The sequence below is a fragment of the Herbaspirillum sp. RV1423 genome (assembly GCF_000577615.1).
Taxonomy (GTDB): domain Bacteria; phylum Pseudomonadota; class Gammaproteobacteria; order Burkholderiales; family Burkholderiaceae_D; genus Herbaspirillum.
In genome coordinates, this window is record NZ_CBXX010000007.1 from 1 (window position 1) to 25,508 (window position 25,508).

General features: G+C 54.8%; 20 protein-coding genes. 4 read left to right on the plus strand and 16 right to left on the minus strand.

The window, feature by feature from the left end; genetic code table 11:
• Window positions 1-73 precede the first annotated feature (73 nt).
• The 3 genes from RV1423_RS29770 to RV1423_RS09300 all read right to left on the minus strand — a co-directional run bounded on the left by RV1423_RS29770 (window position 74) and on the right by RV1423_RS09300 (window position 2,017).
• Window positions 74-592, minus strand: a complete 519-nt coding sequence (locus RV1423_RS29770; RefSeq protein ID WP_155835060.1) for a DUF1311 domain-containing protein — start codon at window positions 590-592, stop codon at window positions 74-76.
• 463 nt (window positions 593-1,055) lie between these two features.
• Complete coding sequence (locus RV1423_RS09295; protein ID WP_034295721.1) at window positions 1,056-1,550, minus strand: lysozyme inhibitor LprI family protein; 495 nt, start codon at window positions 1,548-1,550, stop codon at window positions 1,056-1,058.
• Window positions 1,551-1,624: 74 nt separating this feature from the next.
• Complete coding sequence (locus RV1423_RS09300; RefSeq protein WP_034295724.1) at window positions 1,625-2,017, minus strand: hypothetical protein; 393 nt, start codon at window positions 2,015-2,017, stop codon at window positions 1,625-1,627.
• 659 nt (window positions 2,018-2,676) lie between these two features.
• Here RV1423_RS09300 and RV1423_RS28480 point away from each other — a divergent pair.
• On the plus strand, window positions 2,677-3,381 hold the full coding sequence (locus RV1423_RS28480; protein WP_051516583.1) for a hypothetical protein: 705 nt from the start codon (window positions 2,677-2,679) through the stop codon (window positions 3,379-3,381).
• A 53-nt stretch (window positions 3,382-3,434) separates the two neighbouring features.
• Here the strand turns inward: RV1423_RS28480 and RV1423_RS09310 are convergent, their stop codons facing one another.
• Genes RV1423_RS09310 through RV1423_RS29775 form a run of 3 tightly spaced genes read right to left on the minus strand, consistent with a single transcriptional unit; the run spans window position 3,435 to window position 5,481 of the window.
• Window positions 3,435-3,728 (minus strand): hypothetical protein, encoded by a 294-nt coding sequence (locus RV1423_RS09310; protein ID WP_051516584.1) that lies wholly within the window; start codon window positions 3,726-3,728, stop codon window positions 3,435-3,437.
• 60 nt (window positions 3,729-3,788) lie between these two features.
• Entirely contained in the window at window positions 3,789-5,234 is a 1,446-nt protein-coding gene (locus RV1423_RS09315; RefSeq protein WP_034295728.1) for a phage/plasmid primase, P4 family, read from the minus strand.
• Window positions 5,235-5,238: 4 nt separating this feature from the next.
• Window positions 5,239-5,481, minus strand: a complete 243-nt coding sequence (locus RV1423_RS29775; RefSeq protein ID WP_034295730.1) for a hypothetical protein — start codon at window positions 5,479-5,481, stop codon at window positions 5,239-5,241.
• A gap of 160 nt (window positions 5,482-5,641) precedes the next feature.
• Between RV1423_RS29775 and RV1423_RS09325 the strand changes: the two genes are divergently transcribed.
• Window positions 5,642-6,688, plus strand: coding sequence for a hypothetical protein (locus RV1423_RS09325; protein ID WP_155835061.1), 1,047 nt, complete (start codon window positions 5,642-5,644; stop codon window positions 6,686-6,688).
• Window positions 6,689-6,727: 39 nt separating this feature from the next.
• Here RV1423_RS09325 and RV1423_RS09330 read toward each other — a convergent pair whose 3' ends face one another.
• Both RV1423_RS09330 and rpoD read right to left on the minus strand, forming a co-directional pair.
• A complete protein-coding gene (locus RV1423_RS09330; protein ID WP_081768760.1) occupies window positions 6,728-8,203 on the minus strand; it encodes a caspase family protein in 1,476 nt (491 codons plus the stop codon).
• A 774-nt stretch (window positions 8,204-8,977) separates the two neighbouring features.
• Window positions 8,978-11,200 carry an RNA polymerase sigma factor RpoD gene (gene rpoD / locus RV1423_RS09335; RefSeq protein WP_231502136.1) on the minus strand — a complete coding sequence of 741 codons (2,223 nt, stop codon included), beginning with the start codon at window positions 11,198-11,200 and terminating at the stop codon, window positions 8,978-8,980.
• 133 nt (window positions 11,201-11,333) lie between these two features.
• Between rpoD and RV1423_RS30610 the strand changes: the two genes are divergently transcribed.
• On the plus strand, window positions 11,334-11,582 hold the full coding sequence (locus tag RV1423_RS30610; protein WP_231502138.1) for a hypothetical protein: 249 nt from the start codon (window positions 11,334-11,336) through the stop codon (window positions 11,580-11,582).
• Window positions 11,583-11,880: 298 nt separating this feature from the next.
• Here the strand turns inward: RV1423_RS30610 and dnaG are convergent, their stop codons facing one another.
• From dnaG to RV1423_RS09375, 8 genes are all read right to left on the minus strand, one after another.
• Complete coding sequence (gene dnaG / locus RV1423_RS09340; RefSeq protein ID WP_034295739.1) at window positions 11,881-13,686, minus strand: DNA primase; 1,806 nt, start codon at window positions 13,684-13,686, stop codon at window positions 11,881-11,883.
• Between the two features lie 23 nt (window positions 13,687-13,709).
• Window positions 13,710-14,159 carry a GatB/YqeY domain-containing protein gene (locus RV1423_RS09345; protein WP_034295741.1) on the minus strand — a complete coding sequence of 150 codons (450 nt, stop codon included), beginning with the start codon at window positions 14,157-14,159 and terminating at the stop codon, window positions 13,710-13,712.
• A gap of 262 nt (window positions 14,160-14,421) precedes the next feature.
• Window positions 14,422-14,634: a 30S ribosomal protein S21 gene (gene rpsU / locus RV1423_RS09350; RefSeq protein WP_005665410.1), complete on the minus strand. Its 213-nt coding sequence runs from the start codon at window positions 14,632-14,634 to the stop codon at window positions 14,422-14,424.
• 161 nt (window positions 14,635-14,795) lie between these two features.
• Window positions 14,796-15,995, minus strand: a complete 1,200-nt coding sequence (locus RV1423_RS09355; protein WP_034295742.1) for an NAD(P)/FAD-dependent oxidoreductase — start codon at window positions 15,993-15,995, stop codon at window positions 14,796-14,798.
• Between the two features lie 42 nt (window positions 15,996-16,037).
• Window positions 16,038-17,231, minus strand: coding sequence for a YbdK family carboxylate-amine ligase (locus RV1423_RS09360; RefSeq protein WP_051516585.1), 1,194 nt, complete (start codon window positions 17,229-17,231; stop codon window positions 16,038-16,040).
• On the minus strand, window positions 17,228-18,436 hold the full coding sequence (locus RV1423_RS09365; RefSeq protein WP_034295744.1) for a cation:proton antiporter: 1,209 nt from the start codon (window positions 18,434-18,436) through the stop codon (window positions 17,228-17,230). Before RV1423_RS09365 ends, RV1423_RS09360 begins: the two co-directional genes overlap by 4 nt.
• A gap of 207 nt (window positions 18,437-18,643) precedes the next feature.
• On the minus strand, window positions 18,644-22,018 hold the full coding sequence (locus RV1423_RS09370; RefSeq protein ID WP_197034909.1) for an exodeoxyribonuclease V subunit beta: 3,375 nt from the start codon (window positions 22,016-22,018) through the stop codon (window positions 18,644-18,646).
• Window positions 22,015-24,747 carry a PD-(D/E)XK nuclease family protein gene (locus RV1423_RS09375; protein ID WP_034295748.1) on the minus strand — a complete coding sequence of 911 codons (2,733 nt, stop codon included), beginning with the start codon at window positions 24,745-24,747 and terminating at the stop codon, window positions 22,015-22,017. The genes RV1423_RS09370 and RV1423_RS09375 overlap by 4 nt, the downstream gene beginning before the upstream one ends.
• 416 nt (window positions 24,748-25,163) lie before the next feature.
• Between RV1423_RS09375 and trxA the strand changes: the two genes are divergently transcribed.
• Entirely contained in the window at window positions 25,164-25,490 is a 327-nt protein-coding gene (trxA, locus tag RV1423_RS09380) for a thioredoxin TrxA (protein WP_034295749.1), read from the plus strand.
• Window positions 25,491-25,508: the final 18 nt, after the last annotated feature.

Sequence of the window (25,508 nt, forward strand, 5' to 3'; positions counted from 1 at the left end):
CGTATCGTGCCATGCTTTTCATTAGTTCAGACGGATGCTTATGGCGGCTTCTGGCCGCTTGCTGACGTTCATGTCAGCGGGCTTGTGGTTCAAAGATTTGCCTGGACAATATAAGTAAGGGATAGAGACAAACCGTTCCGTCATATGCTCTATTTATCTTTTCGGTGTGCTCCATGCATTTCAACGCGGCATTCATTTTTTCGAATCGTTCATAAAGCACTGTAGCTTCGCATCTAACACTATATGTTGACTGCCATATAGATGCTCCCATCGACAAAGCACCAGTTAAAGCACATTCTTCGACATGATATTTTTTCCATGCCTCGTGAAATGATTCAAACGAAGAAAGAATGCGTTTATCCATTTCCGGCGCGGTTGTTTCATTAGAAATTAAAGACCATAGCCTTGAATAGGCCTCCTCTAGAAGCTGCGTATATTCTTCTCTATCAGCACTGGCGATTTGACCTGTACAAAGAGCGCCTTGCCCTAAAGGCCCATCACATCCGTCTTGCTCAGCCCAAACATTCGTATGTATGAGGAACAATGTGGAAAAAAGTAAGACTATGTAGCGACAAAGATTTTTTGTGTTCATTTTTCTTAATATGTATCGCTTAGTAATTGTAGAAGTCCGCTTCTGGCCGGTTGCGGACGTCAGTTAGATTTGCGAATTATGAGTAGAGCAATCGCACTAACAAGGGATACATTCGCGAGCACAGGTAAGTAGCAAGAGAGAAGAAATCCTAATGGTGCATCGTCATAAAAAACGGTAACTGGATTGATAGTTAACGGTTGGCCGGGCAATGCGCCATTTGGGAGGAATAGAAAATTCCAAATTGTTGAAAAAAGGAACGCGCAGAAAAACAGAACAGCAACACTCTTCAAACTATTTGACCACGACAGCCAAGCTGCTCCTAGCCACAACACTGGAATAATCCAACCCGCAATTCGCCATAAAGAATAAGCAAAATGTTCCATCTTCAGAAACCCCTTCTTTTTGTTTGTTGTTAGTCCGTTATTGGCCGATTGCGGACGCCGAAAAGCAAGTAAAACGACTGTTACCTGGCTTCATCAGGCAATGGCCACGTCGTCTTTCGCTTATATTTCTCGCCCAAATACACTGCGCCCCAATACATCAAATCGTTAATCCGCCGCCCTGTAAGGGCCAGCATGCAATCCAGGTAAAAACGACGTGTTAGTGTGCCATTCGAAATGGTCTCCGCGTTGCCATCGCACTCAGCTTTTCGATATGCAAGCCAGTTCTTTTGAGATTCGACTGCATTCATCTTTGCGCTTTGTATATCTCTAGAGTCACAGCAATCTGGATTGTCCAACTCTCTCATAAGTAAATCGTAGACGGTGGTCATCTCTGAATTCAACTCATCTAACTGCATCCTCGAACAAGTATTGTCGTAATCTTCGTAGCGCGCTAGATAGTCCGGCTCTCCCGATTTGGAACAAGCAGCGATCGTCTCGTCCGAAAAAGCAAATGCCGAAGACATGGGAAAGAAAAAAATCAGAAAGAGCAATCTAGTCGCACATTTGAGTAGCATTTTGATCTTATCTTTGTGAGTGCTAAAAAATACAGATGTCCGCTTCTGGCCGATAGCGGTCCTACTGAAACGTATCAGTCAGTAGGATCTATTGCCTGTTGCAGGCTCGAAACAAGATGATTGGCATACCAGTCGGTTAAATTTTTAATCGCATCTTGCGCTGGAGCTTCTTCAGAAGCTCCGATTAACTCCGCACAAGCAGAAGCCATTGCAGTCAAAATCCGAGCTGACTCAGGAATATAAGGAAGATTTACTCCTTTCTCGTGACGTTGCCGGATTATTTGATAACGAACAATTTCGGGGTACGTCCACGCGCTAACCATGAAATCGTGAAGGCTAACTTTCTGTCCGTTCACAACAGCATTGAGATTTCGGTGCTGTTCTGTGTAACCAAGCTTCTCAATTTTCTCGCAAGTATCAATTGCTGCATTCATCATTCTCCGAATCTGATTCCAATCAGTTTTCATGCTATCTCCTGTAAACAGCTTTCGTATGGGAGTGGATACGGGCATTGCAAATACGTTTTACAAGGTGGCGGGCGAAGTCATTTTTGGTACAGGCAGTCATTGTGAATTTTGCGTACTATCATATTTAAAACCGACATACCCTTCGCCGAAGGGGAGATCATATCCTACGGTTCAGCGTCTACGCTACATGCGCGGCGACCTTCGACGTAGTACGGAACTCTCCCAGTCCTTCCAATCTAGTTCCTTGTACGTCGGCTTGATTACCCCTACCGTAACAACCGGGCTCAGAGCGGCATGCTTAGATGAAAGGTAGGGAAATTAGATGAACGGATCGATAATCACGCCGCATTGTTTTCTGAATGAGTCAGGTGAGACACCTCTGAGGCAACCGCATAAGATTGCCTGCCTCACCTAGAACCCAGATGGCTATTGGCATCCAGCTCGCTGAGGCAGGTGAGGCACCCGAATGTCGACATGCCGCCGCACTATATATACATGTACTGTATTTATATTTTTTCTTATGTTAGAACTTGAAATTGACCTGCCTCACCTGTCTCACTCATCGCAAAGCCAATAAGAAACAGGGTATTGACTGAGGCGGGTAAAATAATCGAGTTGCCTCAGAGGTGTCTCACCCGCCTCAGAAGAACAAGGAAAAAATGGATCGCGCATACGAAAACACTTATATCGGCACATTTATATACACTCTCGGTTTTGTGCTTGGCACTCAACATACAGTCGGCAATCCTGTCCCGCCAATTTCGTTAAACCTATTTCAGCAGACACCGGCAGACAAATGGATTGGCGATGTATTTGCGTCGCTGGGTGGGAAAAACTTCCTGATCGAATTTAAAAGAACAGAGGGAAAACTGGACGAGAAAGAGATAAAAAAATCTCATCGACTCGCTGAAGAAATATTCAAGTCAGATTTCTCTCATCTAAAAGAAATCTCGTTCATGAGCCATTTCCTAGCTTGCGGCTATCTCAATGACCAAGGAAACGCAGGTCTGTTTGTTAAACCGTATTTGGGAGTAGCTGACTTAAACTGCCAACCCTTTGACGAAGGCACCTTCATTCGAGGAATGCTGTCTGGCGTAGCAAAAATAGTTATAGGTGACAAAACGAAGAATATGCCGATTGGATATTCGGGTGAACAATTCCAAGATTATCTTCGCTTGTTGAAGCGGCTATTTGATGTTGGTAGCAGCTCAAGTAGCGGAGGAATTATTATGAATGTATCTGAAGATGGAAAAATAACCTACCTTGCTTCGGATAATATTTTTGACCTTACAAAAACACTTGAACATTACTATGAGAAGCAATTCCAAATCCGGCCCGCAAGAAGTCATGGGTTAAGCCGGTGATGATTAAGACACATAAAATGCCGTGTCAAGCGGCATTATAGTATTGGTTTTCATCAGTCAATAATGGCAATGGGGCGATCCCAATTTTTCAGATTTGAATTCAGACGGCTATCAGGAAATTCGACTTCCGTAATTCGGAGATATGCAATCTCCGCCACGTCAAAACGCCGCCAACCCAACGGTTTGTCACTGTTACTTTTCCCCTCTACTTGATAGCCAAAAAGCTGGTAGTTCCCCTTACATACGCCGTAGACGTGCGGTTCAATTTTCCGATGGTGTCCGTCGTAATAAAAACTGATAACACGCTTTTCAAGAATTGCCTGGCAGATTAAATCCTCTTTTTCCATGGTGATACTCCTTTTCTAGTTAGTTGTTTATATATTTCGTATTCGAGATACCTTTTCGATTTAGTTACTGACATCAGTTGGTGCCGCGTCGAAAATCAAATTGACGTGACGCATTTGTTTTCCGTTCACACGCTTTTTCATTTCTTTCAATTGCGGAAATACAAGATAAATACGTGACCAGAATTCTGATGTGCCGCAGGGCATATGCCCTTGTTCTTCGCAGTAATCCTGATAGGCTTTAAAGATGGAATTCTTAGCCTTCGTCTGGCCATCTTTGCTGTAATTGATAAAGTAATCCTGCGAAAACATTAATACGGTATTACTGCTTTCACGTTGGTTTTGGGTATTCGCAGCGACAGATTCAGGAACGATGAACCCTCCGTTTCTCAACAAGCGCTGAAGTCCATCCAAGCACCAATTGACAACGTGCTCCAATTCATCCTGGACAATTAAGTCATCAAGACGATCAATTTTCCTACTGCCATTGAACTGCACAGTCCAATCGATAATTTGAAGACGACGAAACACCCCGTCTGTTTCATCCTGAATACGTGGGAAGCGATTACAAGCCACGATCCACTTAGCGGTGGGGCGATAAGTAAACTCATTCCGTCCTTTGTATTCCAACACTACTGGATCAGATGTAATACAAGCTTTTAATACCTGTTCATTGATGCCCGATTTTGGAGTCTCTGCTGACACCGCTAACGATGCGTCCATAATCGATGCCAATCCAAACTGTTCCATTTTATCGAGACGAATGGCGGCGGTTTTCTGATGCAACGTCTGCATGATTTTCAACAAAACGGATTTCCCATTACTCCCTTGTCCACACCATACTTGCGCAACTTGGAAACGAGTGTCACGCAGAAGCGTATATCCACAATATTGCTGCACCAATTCGCGAACCTTGGGGTCAGGGAGTGACGTATTCAAGAACTGAGAGAAATAGCTTGTCTCTGGCAATGACGGCGGTTGGTAAATTCCCATAGGCGCATTCAATTTAGCCCCGATCTGATACGTCATGCCATATGACCGATCAGTTGGCACTACCGTCAGATTGCCGTCATCAGCGATGATGACGTAACAATCCGTCATAGGAACAATATTGTCGGCGCCATTTGATGCAAGGATATTGGCATTGAACAAGCTCGACCGATGGCAATACGTAGCCAATCGAGCGGTGGCATTCTCGGGCGAAAAATACTCCAGCCACTTAAAAGCTTTTTGTTGCCCTTCATGTTCGCTGATTGCTTTCCAATAGCTCCCTTGCCATTGGTAGGGAATTACGTCCTCCCCACGTTTTGCAATTGCAAAATTTACGTCCGTTTCCACCATCCGAGCATATTGAAGTTCCAATGAAGGCCCCTTCTTTTTTACTTTAGAGCTCTGACTCAATTTTTCAATCACATCATCAGCTTTGACCTTACTCATGACTTCCATTGATTCGACCAGATCGTCCAAGTAGGTGTCTGGATTTACTTCATTGTTTAGTGTGTTTTCCATATTATTAATCTCCTCGGCATTTAATCCACGCGTCTGGATTCCACATCGCGTGATAGAGGTCGGCGTCATTCGCAATTTGATGCATCGTGGTAAGTTCAAATTCTGTCGTCACTCCTTCAACAAAATGCATATCCTCGATAGCGTCAATGGCACGCTTTTCGGCTTCCTCTTTGTTTTCAGCAGTCACCCCCATGGGGAGCTCCTCCGTACTGCCAGCTTCTATGTAAAAGACAATCCATTTCTTCATTTCAGTTCCTTCGCGTTGATTGTGTAATCACAATAGCGAAATCCAGGTTTTTTCTCGGCGCGAATTCTGAAATAGCTCACATTGACAAATAAAAAATTATCCTGGATTTATTTGTCAATCATTGAGTGAAAGCAGTCCCTTTTTCATCTCCGCGTCTCCAGTGAAAAATGAATTTCACTTAAAATCGAGATCGACAGAAATCACTGCTTCAAGCGGATTGAGGAAAAACAGGACAGATATGACAGGAACGTCAAAAGAAGTTGGGCCACTAACAGCCTCAAGTCGCGGTCGGAGTACCCCGCTAATTAAACCTTCGGAGCTAGAAAGTCTTCGGGTTAAAACGTGGTTTGCAACTGCATTGGCAGATGCTGGTTTGCCTGATGGCAGTTCAAATAGCTTCCGCGCTTGGTTCGTAGGTAGCGATCAAGATTTACCCATACCTGCGGCGTTACTGCAGACAATGATTCACGAACATGGTGACCGTCTAGCGGATCTATACAAGGATTGCTTGAATGATATTCGACGGCAGAACTACGAGACCGGACAACAATCGCCTAACGATTTGACGTTACAGTCTATGAATGCGCTTTTTCCTGGGACGCAGGGGGTGTATGAACATGGTCCTAATGACGAACCATTGTGGATGGTACTAAGCGGTGACGCAAAAACTTGCGAAGATTATTTGCATGCACTAATGCCCCCGCCCAAAGGGCAATTTGGACTAAGTTTCGAGATGAAAATACAAGGGCTATTTGACGGATTGCTCGCGCCTCAGTGGCGAGTCAATCTAGATGCTGTCCCGATTGGTCAACAAGGATTTGGCCATCCCGTTTGGCTTAGTTACATTCACACCCGATTTGACGCGGCGCAGCCCCAGTACGACAGGCCCTCCGAGAACTCATCTCAATTACTTGAAATCGCGACGATTGATGATTTGATCATCGGTACAATTGCAGCGTGGTGGCTGGCTGTTCAACGCCAGGAGGGGCCTATTCTTCAGTTGGAATGGCTATTGATGGGCCTATGCCAAGGAGTCATTGGACAGGTTCTTAGCCCAGATATTCAGATGTATGTCGTGGCACTCGTGCGAGAACAGACTATAGCCATCGACAAGGTATTGAGTAAGGCAAACCATCCAACGCCAAATTTCGAACAGCGCTGGACGGCACGTGTCGATATTGCGCCCCAGTTAAATAAGGCTGAATAAATTAAACGGCTTTTTGTATCAATGACTGAAGCGGAATTTCTAATCTGGCTTAAATTTATTCAAACGATTTTGAATACGCTCAGTTGCCCAGCTCGATAACTCGACATAAAAATTTTTGACAATGGCACTAACCGCTCCTGAGTCTATCAATTGAAACTCAGCGCGATTCCATTTGGTTGTCGCCGAATCTTTATACTCACCCCAAGATGTTTCTTGATATTCAACCATGCATGAAAAAACTTGTATGGTCGTTTTTGAGATTACGTATGTTAACCATCCCCCATATTGCAAAAGGTTCGGATAACGGGGTTCTAAAATTAGCGAAAATCCGATAAACGGTAAGTCTGAAACATTTGTTTCAATTCCGGAGATTACTCTCCGCGTCTTAGTTATCTTTCTTGGTTCCTGTCCTGTTAGACCCATAAAGCTGCTCCACGAGCTATCAACCTCATAGCTTTCCATTTCATAGTCTGGAGAAGCGAAATACTCACCGGCCAGATTTTCCGACAACCAACCACCTAACAATCGCTGGTTAGGAAGAAAGGAATACTTATTAACAAATTCCTTTTTTATGCCGTACAAATCGCCAACTTCAGAATCAAGTGGCGACAAGTCCAGCAACGATTTTAACCGTCCGATAAAATCAAATCCTGCCTCACGCGACACATAATTCATAGCGTCACTCTGAACCAAGGATATGAGCGACGACACGCTTGGAGTAGCGATTTCCGATTCGACCTTATTATCTGACTCGCCTATTGGCTTTTTTTCGATATCCATTTTTTCTGTCAGTTCGCTAATTTGTTTTTTGCTCTCAGAAGAGTAACTACCAAAGATCTCGGTAAAACTAGCTTGGGTTACAAATAGTGGTTTCTGCCTGCGGTGTCCATTGAACGAATCTGATAAAAAATCGATTACGTCTTTATAACGAATTACCGTTGACTGACATTCGACCACGGCCCTAGCGAACGCTTTCGTAAAATCACTACCGTCTTCAGACGCATATGACTTTTGGTCACTCTCGGAGCTGAACATAAAATAGCATTTTGGGAAAAGTCCCTTCGACGAGTTATTTATATATTCAGAAAAATCTGACCCATCCTTGATATATGGCATTCCGGAATAACAAGCGTCGACGACCTTGATCAAAACTCCTGGCTCCAGGCTTTTTAACATGTTATCAAGTTCGGAATTTGAGAGTGACGTTTGAGCACTGCGTGACTCATCAAAATCTCTTAAAAGATAATTGAAGTCTTCCTCAACGAACTCCCCGTGCCCCGTGAAATAAAATAGGAGGTCATCTATATCGTCGTGCTGAAAGCGCTGCACAGTGCTCGCAATGGTCGCCTTGAGGCTTTGTGAATCGGTCGAGGGGATAACAATGATTTCATCAAAACGCTCGCCTCTTCGCAGCAGGTTTTGCATGATATGAACGTCTTTTTCGCATGCAGGTAACTGCATTTCTGATTCAATATAGTCCGTAATTCCGACCACGATGGCTAAGTTCTTTCGCATACACAGCCTATCTAGAGAAATCAGTAAGCTAACACAATTTGGCGTTCTCCCGCCTCGTGCAAATTTCTACCGCAAACAGCAAATGGGGATTCAATATTAAGGAGGGGATGAGGTAATCAACACGCAGTTTCCGGACGTTCCGACATTCATCATCTGCTTAATAAAAATGCCAGTTGATTTCCTGGAATCAGTAAAGTGGAATCGGAAGTTATAAATGCAAAAAGCTCCCTCGGGAGCTTTTTGGAAAATATGGTGGCCCCCCCGTGAGTCGAACACGGCACCAACGGATTCAGCTTTGCATGAGTTTCCCCATTCGCTGGACTATCTCACCACCTTCAACGCTCACATACATGAGCTTGGTCAGGTGTCGGGCGTTCTAGGCGGTTATTAAGAGGACTAAACCTCTCCGCTAGTCTCTGCACCTTCCAAAACTGTAGTTTTGGCTTGGCTCAGGATTGCCATGCCTCTAAGAGGTTTAGGTTTCCCTGAATTAACCCAATTTTTCAAACATCATTTCTGATGCAAGTCACCTTACTGATGAGTCCGCTGCTCTAACCAAGCATGAGCTAGGGGGCCAAAGATAACATTTTACAACAAAACCTCATGTAGCATAGATGTAGCAAAATATATTTTTCTCGTCACTAAAAATTAAAAGCCTCGCAAAATCAATATCTTACGAAGCTTATTAATTTTCAGCAACGGATTATGAGTCCGCTGCTCTAACCAAGCATGAGCTAGGGGGCCTGAGCCGGGCCGGGATGAACCCGGACTGACTTAGTTACCCTCCAGGAAGCTCTTCAACTTGTCGGAGCGTGATGGGTGGCGCAGCTTGCGCAGCGCTTTTGCCTCTATTTGACGGATGCGCTCGCGCGTGACGTCGAATTGCTTGCCGACTTCTTCCAGTGTGTGGTCGGTCGACATTTCAATGCCGAAACGCATGCGCAGCACCTTGGCTTCGCGTGGAGTCAGCGAATCGAGGATGTCCTTGACCACGCCGCGCATCGAAGCGTGCAACGCCGCATCGGCCGGGGCCAATGTGTTGTTGTCTTCGATGAAGTCGCCCAGATGTGAATCGTCGTCGTCGCCGATCGGCGTTTCCATCGAGATCGGTTCCTTGGCGATCTTCATGATCTTGCGAATCTTGTCTTCCGGCATTTCCATCTTGATGGCCAGCGTCGCTGGATCAGGTTCCGCACCGGTTTCCTGCAGGATCTGACGCGAGATGCGGTTCATCTTGTTGATGGTTTCGATCATGTGCACCGGAATACGGATGGTGCGCGCCTGGTCGGCGATGGAACGCGTAATAGCCTGACGAATCCACCACGTCGCATAGGTCGAGAACTTGTAGCCGCGACGATATTCGAACTTGTCCACTGCCTTCATCAGGCCGATGTTGCCTTCCTGGATCAGGTCGAGGAATTGCAAACCGCGGTTGGTGTATTTCTTGGCGATCGAAATCACGAGACGCAGGTTGGCCTCGGTCATTTCACGCTTGGCCATGCGCGCCTTCTTCTCGCCGGCGCCCATCTTCTTGTTGATGCCGCGCAGGTCGGGCAGCGGCAGCACGACGCGCGCTTGCAGGTCGATCAGCTTTTGCTGCAGCTCCTTGATCGCAGGCACGTTGCGGCTCAGCACTGTACTGTAGTCGTGGTTGGCGCTGACTTCGCCGTCAACCCAGTCCAGGTTGATTTCGTTGCCAGGGAAAACCTTGATGAAGTGAGCCCGCGGCATGTTGCACTTGTTGACGGCGACGTCGAGAATCTGACGCTCGATCTGGCGCACTTCGTCGACTTGCGCACGCAGCGTGTCGCACAGTTTTTCAACGACCTTGGCGGTGAAACGGATACCCAGCAACTCGTTGGAAATGATTTCCTGCGCCTTGACGTAAGGCTTGGAGTTGTAGCCTTCCTTTTCGAAGGCCTTGCGCATGTTGTCGAACTGGGTCGAAATGGTGGCGAACTTGCCGAGTGCGTCGCGCTTCAACTGCTCCAACTGTTCGGCGGAAAAACCTGCCGCGCCGGAACCGCTGTTTTCGTTTTCTTCTTCCTCTTCTTCGTCTTCTTCCTCGTCATCTTCGTCGTCTTCCTCATCGGAAGCGGCGACGGCGACGACGACTTCGCTTTCGCTCAGATCGACCAGGCCGTCGACGATTTCGTCGACCTTGATTTCATCCTTGGAGATCTTGTCCGCGGCGACGAGGATTTCGGCGATCGTGGTCGGGCAAGCCGAGATCGCCTGGATCATGTCCTTCAGGCCGTCTTCGATGCGCTTGGCGATTTCGATTTCGCCTTCGCGGGTCAGCAGCTCGACCGAACCCATTTCGCGCATGTACATGCGCACCGGGTCAGTGGTGCGGCCGAAATCGGAATCGACCGTGGACAGCGCGGCTTCGGCGGCAGCTTCGGCGTCGTCGTCGCTGGCGACGTTGGCGACATTGTCGGACAGCAGCAATGTCTCGGCATCGGGCGCGTGTTCGTACACGGCGATGCCCATGTCATTGAAGGTGCCGATGATGCCTTCGATCGCTTCCGGATCGACGATGTTTTCCGGCAAGTGGTCGTTGATTTCGGAGAAGGTCAGGAAGCCGCGCTCCTTACCCTGTTTGATCAGGGTCTTGAGCTTTTGGCGGCGACGCTCGAGCTCTTCTTCGGTCGCTTCGGTATCCGACGAGAACGCGTCTTTCAGCAATGCCTTTTCCTTGGCCTTGCGGTCCTTGGCCTTGGCTTTGTCGACGGCCTTGAGCTCAGCGCGCTCGACCGCATTCAGCGCGGCGATTTCATCATTCTCCGGCTGGAATTCTTTCGGTTTGCGACCGCGACGGCCCGGCACCTTCACGGACGGCAGGATATAGCCGGACGTGTCGATGGCGGCCAGCGTTGCGGCGTCGGTCGTCTGGCTCACGCCAGGCGCGATCATGACGCTGACGTCTTTGGCTTCGCTCTTGACTGCTTTGGCGGCAGGCTTGGCGATTTTCGATTCAGGTTTCTTGGTTGTCACAGAAGCTTTCGATTGCACAGAAGCCGGCTTGACGCTGGCTTGAGATAAGTTCTTCTTCGGTGGCGTTACAGTCGCTTCAGTTACCGCTTTGGTGACTTTTGGCGCTGCAGCGCGAACCGCCGTGGGAGCAGCTTTGGCACCGGATTTTTTCGCCGTCGCTGCCAATGCAGCTTTCACTGGCGACTTTACCGCCTTTACTGCTGTTGCTGCTACCTTACCAGAAGGCTTGGCAGCAGTTGTTTTCTTAGGGACCGATCGTGTCACAGGGGGCGTCTTGCCGGCCGGCTTGATGGCCGCACTCGTCTTGGTGCTTTTTGCGGAAGGTGTCGGAGTTTTTGCGGTTTTCTTCATTGCATTTGCCATAGAATCAACTGCCAAGTGAGTTACACTCATTGCGCCAATCAAACCATGTACTTCATGCAACCCATATCAAACAGACACGGACTGCCCGCGCAACGTTCCTGAATCTTTCATCCCCTGCTTTTTTTGTCCACGCAATAGCTTATTCGCTGTAAATTGCCCTATGGACCGATGGTTCAATGAATCTTTTTCTGCCCGCCAAAATCATTTCGCGGCGGAATTAAAGCCCTAGATTATATCATATATAGGGTGTTTTTCCCCGAGATCAAGCTGATCCTGCATAACATCCGGCACCGATCAGGCGCTCTTCCTGCGTCAAATCACCCGAATTCGGCGCCGTTGAGGCGTTTCAGATGTTCTTTTCGCTGCATCAGTTCACGATAACGGCTTTGCGCGGCTTCGTCTTTCAAGCCGCCGGTCAGCAATTGCTCCATTTCGTCCGCGACCTGACGCATTCTGATCTGGCGCACCGCGCCGGCCATTTCTTGCCTGACGACATCGAATTCAGACTCCGATTCGGTTTCGGCCGCGATTTCGGCAATCAGGCTTTCAAAATCCGCCCCGGCATCGCGTAAAAGCTCGACCAGATTGGCGAAATTGGCTTGCTCGCCCATGCTGCGGCATGCCTCGACCAGTTGCGACACCATTTGCGCATGATCCGGCGCGTGGTCGCCGATCGCCTGTAAAGCCGCGTCATCCAACTCGGCCGCCAGCGCCGGATGCGCCACCAGCAGACGCACGATCTGACGCTCCAGCCCGACCGGCGCCATGCGCTTGGAACGAGGCGGCGCCCGGCGCGCCTGAGAGATCGGCCTCTCCAGCTCGAACAGCGTTTCGATCTCGGTCGACGTGCTCTGCGTCACCTGCGCCAGGCTGCGCACAATCTGCAGCCGCAACGCCGAAGGCGGCAAGGCCTGCAGCATCGGCTTGGCGTCGAACAACGCACGGGCACGGCCTTCCGGCGTACTCATATCGTTCTCGCCGACCACTTCCTTGATCAGGAACTGCGACAACGGCATGGCGTCCTGCACCTGCTGTTCAAACGCTTCAGCGCCCATTTCGCGCACATAGCTGTCAGGATCGTGCTCGGTCGGCAAGAACAGGAACTTGATGATCTTGTTGTCCGACGCATGCACCAGACAGGCATCCAGTGCCCGCCGCGCCGCGCGCCGTCCGGCCGAATCGCCGTCGAAGCTGAACACTACCTGATCGGTCTGGCGCAACAGCTTTTGCACGTGGATCGGCGTACATGCGGTGCCCAGCGTGGCCACCGCATGCGGGAACCCTAGCTGCGCCAGCGCCACCACATCCATATAACCTTCCGTCACCAGCACGTAACCCGCTTCACGGATCGCCTGGCGCGCTTCGAACAAGCCGTACAACTCGCTACCCTTTTGAAATAGCGGCGTTTCCGGAGAGTTCAAGTACTTCGGCTCGCCGCCATCCATGACGCGGCCGCCGAAGCCGATAACCTGGCCCTTGGTATTGCGGATCGGAAACATCACCCGATGACGAAACCGGTCGTAGCGCTTGCGACCCATGCGCTGCCCGCCGTCTTCATCACTCTTGTCGATCACCAGACCGGCCTCAACCAAGGCCGGCACGTCATAATCCGGAAACACCTTGCGCAGGCTGTCCCACTCGTCCGGCGAATAGCCGAGGCCGAATCTGGCGGCGATTTCGCCGGTCAGGCCGCGCCCCTTCAAATACGCCACGGCATCCGGCGCGCCGCGTAACTGCTGGCGATAAAAATCGCATGCCGCCGTCATCGCATCCGACAAGGCCATGCTCTTGGCGTGCTGCTCGGCGCGCTGTGCCGGCGGGATGCGGTCGTCGTTGTCCGGCACCACCATGCCCACGCCTTGGGCGAGGTCCTTCACGGCGTCGACAAAGCCCAGGCCGGAATATTCAATCAGGAAACTGATAGCCGTCCCATGCGCCCCGCAGCCGAAGCAGTGATAAAACTGCTTGGTCGGGCTGACCGTAAAACTCGGCGACTTTTCGTTATGGAACGGGCACAGGCCCATGTAGTTGGCGCCGCCCTTCTTGAGTTGCACATAACGTCCAACCACATCGACTATATCGACGCGGTTGAGCAAATCCTGAATGAACGACTGTGGAATCACAGAATATTATCGATTCGGCAATATCACGCAGAGGCCAGGGCCGCCTTGACCAATGCGGAAACCGCAGTCATATCGGCGCGACCGGCCAGTTTTGGTTTCAACACGCCCATGACCTTGCCCATATCCTGCGGACCGGCCGCGCCGGTGGCGGCAACGGCGGCCTGGACTTCAGCCTTGATTTCATCGTCGGACAAGCCGGCAGGCATGTAAGCCGACAGAATGGCCAGCTCGGCCTTTTCGATATCGGCCAGATCCTGGCGACCGCCGGCTTCGAACTGGCTGATCGAATCCTTGCGCTGCTTGACCATCTTGTCGATGATCGCCAGCACCAGCGCATCGGTCAGTTCGACGCGTTCATCGACTTCCTTCTGCTTCATCGCCGCCGTCAGCAGACGGATCGTACCCAGCCTAGCCGTATCCTTGGCGCGCATCGCCGCCTTCATGTCTTCGGTAATTTGCTCTTTCAGACCCATTGCATTCTCCAGAGATAAGCGATTGATTCAGACTAGCACATACGAGCGCCAAACCCGCGCAGGCTGTCGATAAGCGTAACGAGCAGCGCAGGATTTGGCGAGGAGCGCAGTCGCACGAAAGTACGTCGAGCACCACAGGCCGAATCCTGCGTCGCGCAGTAGCTTGGCGACGGCCTGCGAAATGCGAAAACCCGCTGCGACTTTGTGTGCCGGAGCGGGTTTAACGTGGTCGCACACACCAGAGGCGGCGCGACGGAAATTCTTAGTACAGCTTCTTAGGCAATTGCTGGCTGCGGATGCGCTTGTAGTGGCGCTTCACTGCAGCGGCCAGCTTACGCTTGCGTTCTGCTGTCGGCTTTTCGTAAAACTCGCGCGCGCGCAACTCGGTCAACAGGCCGGTTTTTTCAATTGTGCGCTTGAAGCGGCGCATGGCGACTTCGAACGGCTCGTTTTCTTTAAGACGAATAGTGGTCATGTAGATTCAAACCAAAGAGGTTAGGTTGGATATGGAAAGAACGCGATTCTAGCAGACCGGCGAGGCAAATGGAAGCCGGATCGTCTCTTTTTTCCAACCGGAGGCAAAAAAACCTAAAGAAATCAAGGCTTAAGCTGGGTCGAGGCAATTTCCCGCCGCCATCATTCAATGGCCTGCCCCGCCGCCACGCCGGAAGCCCAGGCCCACTGGAAGTTGTAGCCGCCCAGCCAGCCGGTAACGTCCACCGCTTCGCCGATGAAATACAGCCCAGGAACTTTGTTGGCCATCATGCTCTGCTGCGACAGCTCGCGCGTATCGACGCCGCCCAGGGTGACCTCGGCCTTGCGGTACCCCTCCGAACCGTTGGGCTTGATGGTCCAGCGATTGAGCGCCTCGCCCAGCTTGCGCAACTGCTTGTCCGGCATGTCGGCGATGCGCGCCGCGCCGTCGAAGCCATTGGCCTTGAGCAAACCGTCCCCCAGCCGCGCCGGCAGCCATTGCGCGAGCAGGTTGCCGAGATTTTTCTTGAGCGTGGTCTTGCCTGCGATGAGGGTGTCGGCGACGTCGATCTGCGGCAGCAAATTGAGCGTCAGCGACGCACCCGGCTGCCAAAAGCTGGAAATCTGCAAGATCGCCGGTCCCGACAAGCCACGATGCGTAAACAACAAGTCTTCCAGGAAATAGCCGCGCTCTTTCTTGACGCCGGTTTCGACTTCGACTTCCAGCGCAATGCCGGCCAGGTCGACGAAGGGCTGCCAGCCGGCGCCGTCGAAGGTCAGCGGCACCAGGCCGGGACGCGGCTCGACCAGCTTGAGGTCGAATTGTCTGGCGACGCGATAGGCGAAATCAGTGGCGCCGATCTTGGGAATCGACAAGCCGCCGGTGGCGATCACAAGGCGGCGGGCGACAATCTCGCCGGAATCGGTCTCCAGCCGGAACAGTTCGCCTTCCTTGCCCACCGACGCCACGCCGCACGGCATGCGCCACTCGACATGACCGGAATCGCACTCGGCCTTGAGCATGGCGATGATGTCTTCGGACGAGTCGTTGCAGAACAACTGGCCCTTGTGCTTCTCATGGAAGCTGATCTGGTAACGCTTGACCAGCGCGAGGAAATCCTGCGGCGTATAGCGCGACAGGGCGCTTTTGCAAAAATGCGGATTTTGCGAGAGGTAATTTTGCGGCGTCGCGCCGATGTTGGTGAAGTTGCAACGGCCACCGCCGGAGATGCGGATCTTTTCGGCCAGCTTGGTCGCATGGTCGATCAGCACCACCGACTTGCCGCGCTGTCCGGCCACCGCCGCGCACATCATGCCCGCGGCGCCGGCGCCGATTACGGCCACATCATATTGTCTTGTCATGTTTGCTTTCGCCAGCCTCTTTCATTGGCGAAAGCGGCGGCATTACTGGAAATAAGAAGGCGGCGACTGGTCCATCCACAACTCCGACGACATGCGCATCATATCGTTGAGCGAACCGCGCTCGGCAAATGCCTGGCGCAGCCAGCCGGCATCGCTGAGCCGGTTGTGCGCCATGTGGCGCAGGCGCTTCAGGGTGAGTTCTTCGACCTCGTTTTGCACGTACGGCTGCAACAACTGCAATTGCAGCAACAAATGCTCGAAGATCGGCAGTTTACTCGAAGTCGCCGGCGTCTCGCCATGCAGCGCCAACATGCCGTTGAGGCCGAAGCGGCTGGCTTCGAAACGGTTGTACTGGTACAACAGGTAAAAATCATCGCGCATCACGAACGGCCGCTCGGTCAGTATCCAGCGCGCCAGCAATTGCGCATAGGCGCCCAGGTGCGCGGCGTGCTCGATGGTCAGCGGCGTGTCGCAGACGCGGATTTCGACGGTGCCGTATTCCGGCTTGGGGCGGATGTCCCAGTAAAAATCCTTCATGCTGGCGACGATGCCCATTTGCAGCAACTCGTCGTAATAGGTCTCGAACTCGGCCCATTTCGTCTGCACCGGCGCCGTGCCCGACAACGGGAAAGCGCGCACCACGTTGCTGCGCGACGAATCGAATTTGGTGTCCGCGCCCTGGTAGAATGGCGAGGCCGCCGACAGCGCAATGAAGTGCGGCACAAAACGCGAGAATGCATGCGTCAGATACAGCGCATCGTCGCCGTTGGCCACACCGATATGGATATGCTGGCCAAATACGGTAAAGGTCTTGGCCAGGTAGCCGTATTTTTCATGCAGATGGTAGAACCGTTCGCTCGGCGTGATGCGCTGTTCGTTCCAGTGCTGGAAAGGATGCGCGCCGCCGCCGGAGACATCGATGTTGAGATATTGCGCACCGCGATTCAATGCCGCGCGCAGTCCCTTCAATTCTTCGATCAGTTCATCGACGCGGGTATGCACGGCGGAATTGAGCTCGATCATCCCCTGCGTCATCTCCAGCTTGATCTGCTTCTGCAACTCGCGCGGCGCGATCCAGGTCAGCAGGTCGACAGCGTCGCTGGCGAGGTTGTAGTTGCGGCGATTGACCAGTTGCAACTCAAGTTCGATCCCCATCGTGAACGGCGTCGATGAGGTAAACGGCAAGATGCCCGCGCTGGTCATTAAACCTTCTTCATGGATAGGTGTGTTTGTCATTCGCGTCCGCTTTCTCCAGATTTGATCAGGGCGAATTGCGTGGCGACGGGGCCGAACAATTCCAGCACGATCAGACATCCCGCCAATAGCGGCACGACATCGGCCGTGGTGTGCGGGTACAGGGAGGAAATCGTCTGCATCAGGCCGAGTCCCGCTTCGGTCATCGGCAAGGTGCCCAGCGTGAGCAAGCCGGCCTGCTTCCAGTTCATGCGCGCAAAGCGCGCAAACAGGAATACGCCGCAACCCATCGCCACAAACCGCGCGGCAATCAGGATCAGCACCGACAAGCCGACCATGCTCAGATCCGACAGGCGCATCGATGCGCCAACGGTCACGAACAACATCACCACGAACAATTCATTGGCGACGCCGAACTCGAGTTCCATCAGGTCATACTGACGATCGAGGTTCTTCGACAGGATCGCGAAAATCAGCATCGTCAGCATCACAGGCAGGCGCAAGGCATGGGCCACGCCGATCGCCAGGGCAATCACCGAGATCACCAGCACGAACTGGCGGCTGCCCTGACGGCCCAGCAAACGCGCCAGCGGCATCATCAGCCAGTAGGTCACGTAAGCCAGCACGAAAGAACCGACCAGCGAATACAGGGTGTGCTCCACCAGCGTCGGCACCGGCGTACCGGACTCATGCGCAATCACCGGCAACAAGGCATAGGCCGCAAGGATGGCGACGAAGTTGTTGAGCGCCGTCATTGCCGCCAGACGCCGCGTCACCTGGCCTTCGGCCTTGAGGTCGCGCAGCACCACCAGCACCACCGCAGGCGCCGTTGCAATCGCCCACACGCCGCCCAGCAGCGCCAGCACCTGCGACGTACCGAACCACAGCAGCGCCAGACTGACGAGAACGAAACACAGCACTGCCGACGTCACGACGGTCGCAAGCAGCCATTTTTCGCGCCTGAGCCAGCCGATGTCGACATAACGTCCAAGCTGATACACCACCAGCGCCACAGCAATGTCGGCAAAGATGTTGGTCACGCTCAGCACATCGCCCGACAACCAGTTCAGGCCGCCGCCACCGAGAATGAAACCGACGATCAGATAACCAGTGATGCGCGGCACCCACGGCGACTTCGACACGATATGACCGGCTATCAACCCGAACAGCAACAAGCTACCGAACAGCAGCAACGCGTTCCATTGAACCGGTTGCGCAAGGGCGAAAGACGGAAGAGTCCACTGCATAGCTCCTCCTGACATGATTTGTGTTGACGGTGCGCTCAAGCATCGTCTGTTCCCTGACGATGCATCGAAGAAGACGCACTGAAGATGATTGAAATGAAGCGAAGCTTACGAAGTTACGGAGAATAAACCAGTTTTATATTAAACGAAATATTTTCCTGTGTTGCGGTGTTGTGGTCGTCGTTATTCTGAATGGTAAAAGCGCGATCATTATTCCCAGAGGCGGCCGTCGGCTGTAATCAGTGCAGACCTGATTCGCTTGTCAGAAAACACCGACAACATCGCCTCGCGGTAGCCCGCAAGCTGCTCTTGGTAAGCGGTGCGCTCGCTGTCGAGCAGGTTGCGTTTGTAATCGAGAATCCAGACTTCGTCGTCGAACACCACCACGCGATCGCAACGCAATACGCCTTCGTCGGTGACGATGTCCATCTCGTTGCGGGCATGACGATGCAAGGCGGGATTGAAGAAACGCTCCAGCGCCGGTTGCGTCAATATCTTTTCGGCCTGGGCGCGTATCACTGCCGCCAGCGGCCGCGGACACGGCAACCAGCGCGCGATGGTCGCCTCGTCGGGCAACGTCGGCGGCCATGCGTGCGCATGCAGCGTACGTTCCAGCAGCGCATGCAGGGCCACGCCTTCATCGATGGCGTCGTTGCGATAATTCTCCGGCGCGTCGATGTGCGACGCGGGCTGCGGCGCCGGGATGAACAGCGGCAGCGCAAACGTTTCTTCTTGCATTGGCGCGTCGTCGTTAACCTGCGTCGGCGGATCGATGTCCTCCACGCCCTCGGCTTCGCCGGCCCGGTCGAACAGCCGGTGATACCAGCTACCGTCCTGGATGCCGCCTTCCAGCGTGCCCTTGGCGCCGGCGACGCCGCTCACGATCAGCAATTGCTTGGCGCGCGTGACGGCGACATAAAGTAAGTTCCAGTCTTCCTGCATCCTGAAATGCTCTTCGGCGTCGAACCAACGGTCGCGCGCCATGCCGCGTTCGCTCTTGCGGCCGAACGCGGAAAAATGCGTCGGCGCGTCTTCGTCTTGCGGCCAGTCGCACAGGATGCCGACATTATCGTTGGCAGGATCGCTGTGATTGGCATCCATCATCACGACCACCGTCGCCTCCAGGCCCTTGGCACTGTGCACGGTGAGAATGCGCACCGCGTCTGCCGCGGCGTCGATGCTGGCTTCATCGGGCGCATCGCTTTCGGCATGGCGCTGCAATACGCGCAGGGCATCGATGAACTTCGGCAGGCTGGGATAACGGCCGGCGTCGAGATTGAGCGCCAGTTCGACGAAGGCGTCGATGTTTCCCAATGCCTGCGTGCGCATGGCGAGCGCCGCCGCTTGCGCGTAGCGCGCCACCAGTTGCCCTTGATGCAGGATCATGTCGAGCAAGTCGTGCACCGGATAGTGCGGCGCGGCGGCCAGCCATTGCGCCAGCAGTTGCGCGGCGCGCGCGATAGCCGGCGACGCCAGACCCGATGCATGCTGGGCGAGCACGCGTTTCCACCAATCGGATTCGCTGCGTTGCGCCAGTATGATCAGGTCGTCGTCGGATGCGCCAATGATCGGGCTCTTCAGCACATGCGTCAGAGCGCGCGCATCGTTGGGCGTGATCAGGAAAGTCAGCAAGGCAATCAGGTCGGCGATTTCGAGCGAGTCGAGCAGGCCGCCTCGCTTGTCGGAAACGAACGGAATACCGGCCTCGCGCAATGCGCTTTCATAGGCGATCAGGTGGCGGCGTTTTTTCACCAGCAACATGACGTCGCCCCACTTGAGCGCGCGGTCGCCCTGCTCGCCCTTGACCATGATGCGCCGACGCGCCAGCAGGATGGCTTGCGCCACTTGTCGCCCTTCGTCGCGGCGGCGCGCGTCGTCCTCTTCCTCGCGCGGCGTAGTCAGCGGATTGCGCATCGGCGTCGACTGTGCGCCGGCCGCGTTCTGCTCTGCTTCGACCTCTGCCGCTGCCTGCACCAGCGGCAAACGCCACACCGCGCCGCCTTGCATGCCGAGCGTGGTCTGCGGCGCAAACAGTGCGTTGCGGCCGGCAAAACTGGCGTTGAGCACATCGACAATCGCGCTGGCGTTGCGACGCGTCTGATTGGCGCGCAGCACGGCGGCGCCCTGCTGTTCCAGCAAGGCCCGCGCCGCCGCGAACACGCGCGGCTCGGCGCGGCGGAAGCGGTAAATCGATTGCTTGGGATCGCCCACCACAAACACGCTGGGTTGCGCCGCATCGTCGCCATAGGCGCGCAGCCAGGCGCGCACGATGCTCCATTGCAGCGGATTGGTGTCCTGGAATTCGTCCAGCAGGATGTGCTTGTAGCGCGCGTCGAGTCGGCTTTGCAGATACGCCGCGCTCTCTTCGTTGGTGAGCAGGCGATAGGCATGCCATTCGAGATCGGCGAAGTCGAATACGCGCTGCTCGGCCTTGACCTCCTGATAGGCGTCGAGATAGGCGCGTCCTGCCGCGAACAAGGCGCGATTGAGTTTGAGTACGATGCCTTCGCCGCTGCGGCGCTGCAATTGCTTCAAGGCGTTGCCGGTCAGCTCGAAAATTTCTTCGAACAGCGACACGGCGGCGGCTTCGTCGACGCCGTAGTGCCCGGCCAACGCCGCTTTCAATGCCTTGGTGCGCGCATTGTTGCCGCGCGGCTTGTCGGCGTCGTCGTAGAACTGCGCCGCCAGCGCGATGAAATTCTCCGGCGACGCTTCGCCGCTCACCAGCGTCTCGATCGCGACGGCACGCTTCTGATTGGCAACCGCTCCCTTGCCAAGAACCGACGATATTTCATATAGCCGCGCCTTCAGGACTTCATCGGTCCAGACATCCAGCCGGGCATCGCGCGCCGCATCGGGGCCGCACAATTGTTCCAGCCATTGCAACGGCGCCTCGTCCGACGACAGCGGCGGCATGGTCGCCGCCCACCACTCGGCGCGCTTGTCGATGAAGGCGTCCAGCAAGCGCCGGGCGCCGCTGTCGCCGGCCAGATCGTACAGTTCCAGCAGGGCCTGCTTGGTCTCCTGACGTTCCGGTCTTTGCATCGCCTGCATGAAGCGGCGGTAAGCCTCGTTCATGAGTTCGCCGTTTTTTTCGGTCAGCGCGTAGCCGTGCGGCACGCCCGAAGCGAGCGGCGCGATCTGCAAGAGGCGCGCGAACCAGCTATGGAAGGTATCGATCGACAACCCCTGTTGCCCGGCCAGTATCTGCTCGTACAAGCCGCGCGCCAGCGGCATCGCGCGCGGCAGTTCGCCTTCGCCGATGCCGCGTTCCAGCAGCAGGCTGCGCGCCTTGTCGGCCGGCGCGAGCGTCAGGTCATGCAACAGCTCCATCAGGCGTTCGCGCATTTCCTGCGCGGCCTTGCGCGTGAAAGTGATGGCCAGCAGCTCGGCCGGTTGCGCGCCGGCCAACAATAGCCGCAGCATGCGCGCCACCAGCAGCCAGGTCTTGCCGCTGCCGGCGCAGGCTTCCACCACCACCGACCGATGCGGGTCGCAGGCGGCTGCCGTGAAGGCTGCGGCTTCGGCCGGACGGCCATTGATTTCGTAAGCGGAAATCGGCGCAATGCCTTGATCGGCGCTCATTGCCAGACTCCCTTGCGGCACAGGCCGCGCACGTCGCAATACTGGCAAACCGATTCGATGCCATTGGCTGGCAACGGCGCGCCATCGCCGACCGCCTGCATGACCGTGACGATCTGTTGCTTCAATGCCTGTTGTTGATGCTCGAAATCCGGCGCGGCAACGTCGCCGGTCCTGTCCTTGAAGGTTTCCAATGCGACGTAATGCGCGGCGGCCATGCTTTGCCCGGACAGCAGACCGTAGAAGGGCAACTGGTGATCTTCGGCATTCTTGAGCCTGACCACCAACGATTGCAACGAGCTCGTCTTGTAGTCGAGCACGGCACGCTCGCCTTCGCTATTTTCATCGACGCGATCGAGGCGGCCATAGAGTTCGATGCTGCCGCCGTCCCATTCCAGCGCATGCTGCAAAGGCAACTCGCCCAGCACGAAATGCCAGCCTTGCGCTTCGCGTTCATTGGCCCAGACCAGATAGGCCGGCATCACTTTTTGCCAGCGCGCGGCGTAACCGAGCGCAGAGGGATGCTCGCGGATCGCCTTGTCGAATACCTCATCCGAAATCGTCGCCAGCAATGCCGTGCGCTGCTCCGGCGGCGTGTTCGCGTCGCGCACGGTCTCGTGGTATGTCATCAGGATTTCATGCAGCCAGCCGCCGTAATCTCGCTTCTCGGGCATGTCGGACAACTCATCCATCACGTTCACGCGCAGCATATGCTGGGCAAAAAACTGGTAGGGGCACGCGACCAGCCGGTTATAAGCGCTGGCCGACAATCTGGCCGGCAGCAAGGCCGGCGCGGCAGGCGTCGGCATGGTCGACGGCGATGCCGCCAGTTCATGCAGCGGCAAAGCATGGCGGCGCTCACGTATCGGCGCCATGCCGGCCTTGGCCAAGCACAGTTCCAGTCGCTCCAGCCACGGGCTTTTGGGATTCGGTTCGCCGTCCTTGTGGGTCTGCCAGCACAGCACGACTTCGCGATTCGCGCACAGCAGCTCGGTCAGGTCGCGCAATTGCTGGCGTTGCCGCGAAAGACGCGTGGGCAGCCCGAGTTCGTGGCGCACGGCATTGGAAAAGAACAGCATTTCCTGCGGCTGCGACGGCAGGTGTTCGGCATCGGCGCCGATCACCAGCACGGCGTCGAAATTGCGCAGGCGCGCGCCGTTGAGCGGCAACATAACGACGCGGCGGTCGGTGATCGGCGGCATGAAGGTGACGGCGTCGAGCTGCAAGTTCAGCAACGCGCGCCATTCGGCGAAGGAAAACATGTCGCTGCCGTTGGCATCGGCGTTCCTGGCGCCGATATCTTCCAGCAATTGCAGCACCTGCTGTCCGGCGACATCCTGCACGAAAGCACTGCGCATGTCGAGCGCATCGAGCAACTGCTGCGCGCACTCGCTCCAGGCCGCCAGGCTCTTGCGCCCGTCGAACACGGCCGCCTGCGCGGCGATGGCGCCGAGGCATTCCGCGGCGGCCGATCCGGCGTTGAACGGCGCCAGCACGCTGCGCCATTCTCCGGAGATATTTTCGCGCCGCAATTGCCACTCGATCTGCATCACGGCACCGGCTTTGTCCGCCATGCCGGCAAAAATGAACGGCGACTTCAGCAAGTCGAGCAATGCGGTGGTCTCGCCGCGTGAAGTGACGACGTCGCACCAGGCGGCCATCGCCGCCGCGGCGCGCGTGGTCGACAGCTTCCAGCCGGTTTCGTCCGCCACCGAGACTTGCGCGCGTTCCAGCAAGGCGCGCAGGCGACGCGCGCTGACGCGGTCCTGGGCGACGATGGCGATGTCGTCCTTGCCCTGCCGCAGCCAGTCGAGCACGATCTGCACGCTTTGCAGCGAAGCGTCTTCGAGGCTGCCTGCCGGGCATAACTCCAGCGTCGGCGCATCCATGCGCGGTGCGAACAGATCATCCGGCATGGGCGCCAATGGCGCATCGCACAATTCGGGCCAGGCGGTCTGGTATAGCAGCGCAATGTCGGGACCGCGCCAGTCGATCTGCACCGGCTGCACCTCGGCATGTTCGCCGTAGACTTCAAGGAAAGCCTGCTCCATCGGCTCGGGCGCGACCGGACTGATCCACATCAGCGGCGCCAGCGGGGCATGCGCACCGGGTTTCGCCAACGCCAGCATGCGCGCATAGCGCTGCGCGGTCTTGTCGTTGCCGTCGAGTTGGCTCTTCCAGATCGACCACACCAGTTGCGCCTCGTCGGACAGCATGCTGCGCGCCGACGGCGGCAATTGGTCCATGGCGGCCTGCCAGCGCACGTCGGCGTCGCCCGGAGCGCGCTCCATGGCCGGCAGCAAAGCCTGGGTCAGCTCGTCCGAGAGCGACAGCAGCGTCTGCGCCAGCGGCAGCAAATCGGTATTGCGGCGCGCCGTGAACATCTTCTTGAGCCAGCCGTGCTGGCGCAATTGCGCATAGAGCTGCATCAGGCGTTCGCTGTCGTCCTGCGCCGGCGGCGGCGCCTGCATGGCGAGCCAGCCGGCCATGGTGTTGATGCGCGGCGGGATGAAGCCGGCATGCCGGGGCGACATCCGCGCCAGTTCCTGCGCCAGCGCCGCACGCCAGTGCACCGCATGCGAAAACGCCGGCACCACCACCTGATAGCCTGAAAAATCGCGCGATCCGGCGCGCACGGCGGCGCCCAGCATATGATCCGCGTCAAGCAACGCAGCCGCGGTTTGCGGCCAGAAATCGATCGAAGGGGTAATCAGCAGGGGCGAATGCAGCATTGAAAACGGATCCGGAAAGACGCCGGCACAAGCGGCCGGAGAGAAAATAAATATTTATCGAAAGCATTGCCGGAATCTATCGATCCGGGACGCCTCTGCGGCATTGTATGCGAGAGGCTGCGCCAATTGGAGACAGGCTTTGCATCAAGGCTGCATATCAGAGCGCATCCCATGCCTATTGATGAAATGAGTTCTGAAAAGCAGCGGGCACACTTTTCCCAAAAATGGGTTATGATTGCCTCCGTACCCCGCCGAATACCCGTTGCCGCACTTCAAAATAACTTGAATTAGGGCACAACGACTCCACCTGCTACATTGCAATCCAGGAAGCGTTGATGGCATACGCCAAGCAAATGGTATGTTCTCCCGGCGCTATTTGACCACTGACTATATCCCTCATACAGAGACTTATTATCATGAGCGAAAACATTAAGCACATCTCCGACGCCTCTTTCGAAGCCGACGTTCTGAAATCCGACAAGCCGGTCCTGGTGGACTTCTGGGCTGAATGGTGCGGTCCTTGCAAAGCGATCGCCCCGATTCTGGAAGAAGTCGCCAAGGAATACGACGGCAAGCTGCAGATCGCCAAGCTGGACGTCGATTCGAACCAGAACATTCCCGCCAAGTTCGGCATCCGCGGCATCCCGACCCTGATTCTGTTCAAGAACGGCGTCGCTGCAGCGCAAAAGGTCGGCGCACTGGCAAAAGGCCAACTGACCTCGTTCATCGACAGCAATATCTGAGACTTACCGCGGCGATAC